A 5476-nucleotide genomic window follows, 5' to 3' on the forward strand; every position below is an offset into this window, starting at 1 on the left:
ACTTACACCTCCAAGTCATCCCATCACCACCACGGTGACCGGATAGCGCCTGTCACGGCGCTGCGCGCCATGCCCGGCGCACACAAAAAAGGCTCCCGCAGGAGCCTGTTGTCTATCTTCTTGGCCTTATGTCTTGTTGGCCTTATGCCAAAACGGTCAGCGCAGCCGCGTAATCCGGCTCCTGGGCCACTTCCGGCACCAGCTCGCTGTGCAGCACCTTATCCTGCTCATCCAGCACGATGACGGCACGTGCCGTCAACCCCACCAGCGGACCGGTGGCGAACGCGACGCCGTAATCCTGCAGGAAGGCGGCACCGCGCATGGTGGACAGGGTGACGACCTTATCCAGCCCTTCGGCACCGCAGAAGCGCGCCTGGGCGAACGGAAGGTCGGCCGAGATGCACAGCACCACGGTATTGCTCAGGGCACTGGCTTCGGCATTGAACTTGCGAACTGAAGTGGCGCAGACCCCGGTATCCACGCTGGGGAAGATATTCAGAATTTTGCGCTGCCCGGCCAGGCTGGCCAGGGTGACATCGCTCAGATCCTTGGCCACCAGGGAGAATGGCTTGGCCTGGGAACCAACGGCTGGAAAATCGCCAGCAACTTCGACCGGGTTCCCTTGCAGGGTAATAGTGTGGCTCATGTTCACTCCTGAAATTCGCTAACAAAGAGGTACGGGTTGAGCCCAGAGTATAGGCAGGTTTTAGCGGGTGAAATACCGATGAAATCCAGGGTTATTCACGACAGGAAAAGACAAAGAGACTCAATGAGAGACGAATGGCCAACATGCATGATCAAGGAAAGGAGTGCGTCAGACCTAGAGTTATTGGGATGTAGGGGCAAGCCCCAGCCGTTCCTGTTGGGCAGTCGGTAACCACCAACTGGTATCGGCTTGCGGCGTGCCGGGCGGCAAGGAGGGATTACTGAGTAAAAACAGGCGTCGTTGCGCCAGTTGGGCTTGCTGTAACAGTTGGCCATGGTGCTGCATAAAGAGCTGGCGCAAGGAACCATCGGCTTGGGCGCGCTGCAAACCGAGTTGCAGACGCTCGGCCAGGGCCTGATTGTCCTTGCGGACGAAAAAATAGACCGGCCAGGGGTAATGAAAGGCCAACGTCGGCTCTACCATCAGATCCGGGAAAGCAGCCTTCTGCTCGCCCAGCTCCTGCCAAGCTTCATTCAACCCCCGAGGGAAGCCGTCAAAGCGCCCACGAGCCAGCATGGCAAACAGGGACTCATAATGGGGTGCGGCGACAACCCGAAAACCGTTGTATTGCAGCAGCGGCAGATCCGCCCAATGCATGCCGAAACCCATCCGGAAGTGGCGCAATTCGGCCAGCGACTGGACAGCGGCGAAATCGGCTTGCTGCTGTTTGCGGATCAGCAGCACCCGATACCCCAGCAGCCCGCGCAGGACATCAAATCGCACCGCACGCAGATCCCGCTCCCGCTGCAGGGTGGTCGGCATCGACACCACATCGATACGCCCCTCCTGCATCAGCGCCAAGCCCCGATCCTGGGTCACGGTGGTAAATTGCGGGCTTAAGCGGCATGCACCCAGCTCTTGGGTCTTATCCAGCACCAGCCGTAACAGGGCGGTGCGATAGGCGTAACGGGCATCCTGCTGGAAGTAACGAATCGAACAGAGCTCAGCCCTGACCGGCAGCCAGACGCACAGCAGACAACAACTAAGCCCATACCAGAATCTCTTCACCATCACTGATCTCGATTGACGATCCCTATCTCGACACCCGACTTGCGACACGCCGAATGTCGGCGTCGCGACCATCATTGCAGCGAAACTCCCTGTGGCAAGACTAGCACAGCACGGGCGAGGCCCCGTGCTGAACGGCGTCAGCACACTCTCGGCGCACAGCTTGGGAGCAAAACCCACAGATCTGCTACCATGGCCCCCTAGCCCTTATCGCCCGTGGCCGCGCCGTGGCGATTTTCGTTAATTCTCAAGGTGTCACCATGTCGTTTGCCGATCTTGCCCTCGCCCCCGTCCTGCTGGAGAACCTGCAGCGTCTGGGTTACCACCAGCCCACGCCCATCCAGCAGCAGGCGATCCCCGTCATTCTGGCCGGTCAGGATCTGCTGGCCGGCGCCCAGACCGGCACTGGCAAGACCGCCGCCTTTGTGCTGCCGATCCTGCAACGGCTGCTGACGCAACCAGCCGCCCAGCCCACCGCAACAGTGCGCGCCCTGATCCTGGTGCCGACCCGCGAGCTGGCGGTGCAGGTGCACCAGAGCGTCGAGCAGTACGGAGCTGGCAGCCCGTTGCGGGCCGCGCTGGTCTATGGCGGCGTCAGCATTGCCGCCCAGGCCGAGGTGCTGCAATCCGGCGTCGAGCTGGTGATCGCCACCCCGGGCCGCCTGCTGGACCATCTGCGCCAGGGAGTGGTGTCGCTGGCGGGCATCGAGGTGCTGGTGCTGGATGAGGCCGATCGTATGCTGGATATGGGCTTTGCCGACGAGATCAACGCCCTGCTGGCACAACTGCCTGACACACGCCAGACGCTGCTGTTCTCCGCCACCTTCAACGACGGCATCTACCAGTTGGCGAAGAGTCGGCTGCGGGATCCGCAACGTATCGAGGTGGCGGCGCGCAACAGCACCGCCCGCGAAATCGAGCAGCGGGTCTATGCAGTGGATAACGAGCGCAAGGCCGAGCTGGTCAGCCATCTCATCCGGGTCAAGGGCTACCAGCCGGTGCTGATCTTCAGCCGCACCCGCCAGGGCTGCGACAAGCTGGCCCAGCAACTGCTGGCGCACGGAGTACAGGCGCAAGCCCTGCACGGCGATCTCTCGCAAGCGGCGCGGGAGAAAGTGCTGCAGTCGTTCCGTGACGGCAGCCTGCAGGCGCTGGTCGCCACCGATGTCGCCGCCCGAGGGCTGGATATTCCCGAGTTGAACTATGTGCTGAATCTCGAGCTGCCCCATGTCGCCGAAGATTATGTGCACCGCATCGGCCGCACCGGTCGCGCCGGTAAGAAAGGGCTCGCCATCACCCTGTTCAGCGCCGAAGACGCCCTGCGCTTGGAAGAGGTGGAAGCAGCGCTGGATCAGCGCCTACCCCAGCAGTGGTTTCCCGGCTTCGAGCCGGATCTGACCCGCGCCGCCCCCGATCCCAGACGCCATAGCAAAACCGCCCAGAAACAACGCGCCAAGAAGCGGGCGTTGGGGAGCAAGGGCAAGCGGTAACCCTGTTGTAGCTAGCAGCTCGTTCCTGCGCTTGCCGATGTGTACCCTGTACACCTACAATGATGAGAATGGAGTCGCGCTGCGTGAGTCATGCCATCGAGTTTATTGAAACATCGATCTTTACCCGGCAGATCAAGACGCTTGCCACCGATGATGAATTGAAGGCGTTGCAGATCGAACTGATCGCCCAACCGGAAAAGGGCGATCTGATCCAGGGTACAGGCGGCCTGCGCAAGATACGCATGGCCACCGGCCAGCAGGGCAAGAGCGGCAGCGCCCGAGTGATCTACTTTCTGGCCACCGCCGAGGTCATTTATCTGGTGCTGGCATATGCGAAAAACGAGAAAGAGAGCCTGACGGCGGCCGAGAAAGCCGACTTGAAAAAGCTGACGCAACTTCTCAAGGGGGAACACCATGAGCCTGTTTAATGAACTCAAAGCCTCGCTGGAAGAGGCGGTTGCCATCCAGCAGCAGCGCCAGCCCGCGGCGCGCGTCACCCGCTACGAAGTGGCGGATGTCAAAGCTATTCGCGCCGCACTGAATGTCTCCCAGCAGGAAATGGCCGAAGCGCTGGGCACCAGCGTCGATACCATCAAGAGCTGGGAATCCCGCCGCCGCAACCCCACCGGCCTCGCCGCCAAGGTGCTGGCCACCATCGCCGATAACCCGTCCCTATTCCGCGAACTGGCGGCACATTAAAAATACCCATCCATGACCCGGCCCCAATCCGGGTCGGCCCAGATTCTGATCATCCCACCGCGACTGGGCAGCTCACGCTGACACGCCGTGAACCCTCCGTGATCTGCAAGGTGAGGCAGGGGGGCTCCGCCGCGCCATCCCTGGCGCAGAGGGTCAGCTTAGCGCTACCCAGTCGCTGTCGGGCGAGTCTGGTGATATCAGACAAGGCCCTGGCCCTGGCCCTGGCTCTGGCTCTGGCTCTTACCGAGCCTGACATGCTCCGCAAGGCCAAGGCATTCACCGGCCCTCTGCCGCCCCGAGCGTGAGGCTGGCGGCAGGGAATGAGCCGCATGGATGCGGCGAGAGTCAGCGCTGGCACAGGGATGTGCCATCGCTGATGGTCACGGAGGCCAGCCGGTAAGCGAGGGATCAGGCGGCAGCGGGCATCAGGCCGGGGGTTAAGGGGGCATGGCCTTATGCCCCCTTACCGCCGCCGTCCGCCGCAGGTGGGCAAATCACCGCAGCCTGCAAGGCGGAACCGGACCACTCGGGATCCTGAATCGGCAAGCAATCAATCTATTGACCTAATCAGCCAGCAAATGATTCAAAGCAGGTTTACCACGATATCTAGAGTTGATGATGAAAGAGTAAAAAGGCAAGAATCGGTCACGCGGTAACGTTTGGCTTCGCCCAACCCAACCTGCAATTTAGTCATTTAACCCAAGATAATTAATATGATATGGTTAGATTATAAATATTTTTAAGAGTAGGAGTGGAAGATGAGCCTTGAAGATGAGGTAGCTATTTCAAAAAAACAAATCATATCGGATGGATATGATATGTCAGTAGGTGAAATAATGAACCTGTATAGAGATAACGAACTCATTATATCTCCTGATTACCAAAGGCTTTTCCGCTGGGAACTTTCACAAAAAACTCGTTTTATTGAGTCGCTACTATTGGGGATACCAATTCCTCCTATATTTGTCCACCAAGATGATGATGGCGTGTGGGAGCTTATTGATGGACTGCAAAGAGTATCTACCATATTAGAGTTTTCAGGCTTACTCAAAGATGGCAATACAGGAGTTACACTTCCATCATCAATATTAAATGGCACTCAATTTCTCCCGAGCTTATCTGACAAGAAGTGGAGTAATCCAGAGAACCCAGAGAATGAGATAGGCAAATCTCTTCAACTCGAGATAAAACGAGCTCGATTAAGAGTGGAAATACTTCGAAAAGGTAGCGACCCCTATGCAAAATATGAATTATTTCAACGTTTAAATACCGGTGGAGCTAATCTATCTGAACAAGAAGTACGAAACTGCATAGCTGTGATGCTAAGGCCAGATATATTCCAATGGTTAAAGCGATGCGCTGAATATCCGGCATTCACTAATGCTACAAGTCAAACCCAAGAAGCGATAGAAAAGCAAATCCACATGGAACTCGCGCTCAAGGTCTTTGCATATAAACATTATCCTTACGTGCCTGGAATGGACGTGCATGCTTAACCATCCCCTCGTATGAGCGAGGCGTGGCGCGGCTTCTGAGGTATGATCGCCATCCTTGACCAGCTAATACCCGACAG

Annotated in this window: 7 protein-coding genes; 5 read left to right on the forward strand and 2 right to left on the reverse strand. The window is 58.0% G+C overall.

Features of this window, described 5'->3' with window-relative positions; all coding sequences use genetic code 11:
• Positions 1-142: 142 nt before the first annotated feature.
• Positions 143-646, reverse strand: a complete 504-nt coding sequence (tpx, locus tag ACYVG7_RS11280; RefSeq protein WP_460883207.1) for a thiol peroxidase — start codon at positions 644-646, stop codon at positions 143-145.
• A 180-nt stretch (positions 647-826) separates the two neighbouring features.
• Entirely contained in the window at positions 827-1717 is an 891-nt protein-coding gene (locus ACYVG7_RS11285; protein ID WP_460883208.1) for a substrate-binding periplasmic protein, read from the reverse strand.
• Positions 1718-1974: 257 nt separating this feature from the next.
• Between ACYVG7_RS11285 and ACYVG7_RS11290 the strand changes: the two genes are divergently transcribed.
• The 5 genes from ACYVG7_RS11290 (at position 1975) to ACYVG7_RS11310 (ending at position 5399) form a co-directional block, all read left to right on the forward strand.
• On the forward strand, positions 1975-3204 hold the full coding sequence (locus ACYVG7_RS11290) for a DEAD/DEAH box helicase (protein WP_460883209.1): 1230 nt from the start codon (positions 1975-1977) through the stop codon (positions 3202-3204).
• An 83-nt stretch (positions 3205-3287) separates the two neighbouring features.
• On the forward strand, positions 3288-3632 hold the full coding sequence (locus ACYVG7_RS11295) for a type II toxin-antitoxin system RelE/ParE family toxin (RefSeq protein ID WP_460883210.1): 345 nt from the start codon (positions 3288-3290) through the stop codon (positions 3630-3632).
• Positions 3619-3903, forward strand: a complete 285-nt coding sequence (gene nadS / locus ACYVG7_RS11300; protein ID WP_460883211.1) for a NadS family protein — start codon at positions 3619-3621, stop codon at positions 3901-3903. Before ACYVG7_RS11295 ends, nadS begins: the two co-directional genes overlap by 14 nt.
• A 98-nt stretch (positions 3904-4001) precedes the next feature.
• Complete coding sequence (locus tag ACYVG7_RS11305) at positions 4002-4208, forward strand: hypothetical protein (RefSeq protein WP_460883212.1); 207 nt, start codon at positions 4002-4004, stop codon at positions 4206-4208.
• 453 nt (positions 4209-4661) lie between these two features.
• On the forward strand, positions 4662-5399 hold the full coding sequence (locus ACYVG7_RS11310) for a DUF262 domain-containing protein (RefSeq protein ID WP_460883213.1): 738 nt from the start codon (positions 4662-4664) through the stop codon (positions 5397-5399).
• Positions 5400-5476: the final 77 nt, after the last annotated feature.

The organism is Pseudaeromonas pectinilytica (assembly GCF_054780855.1).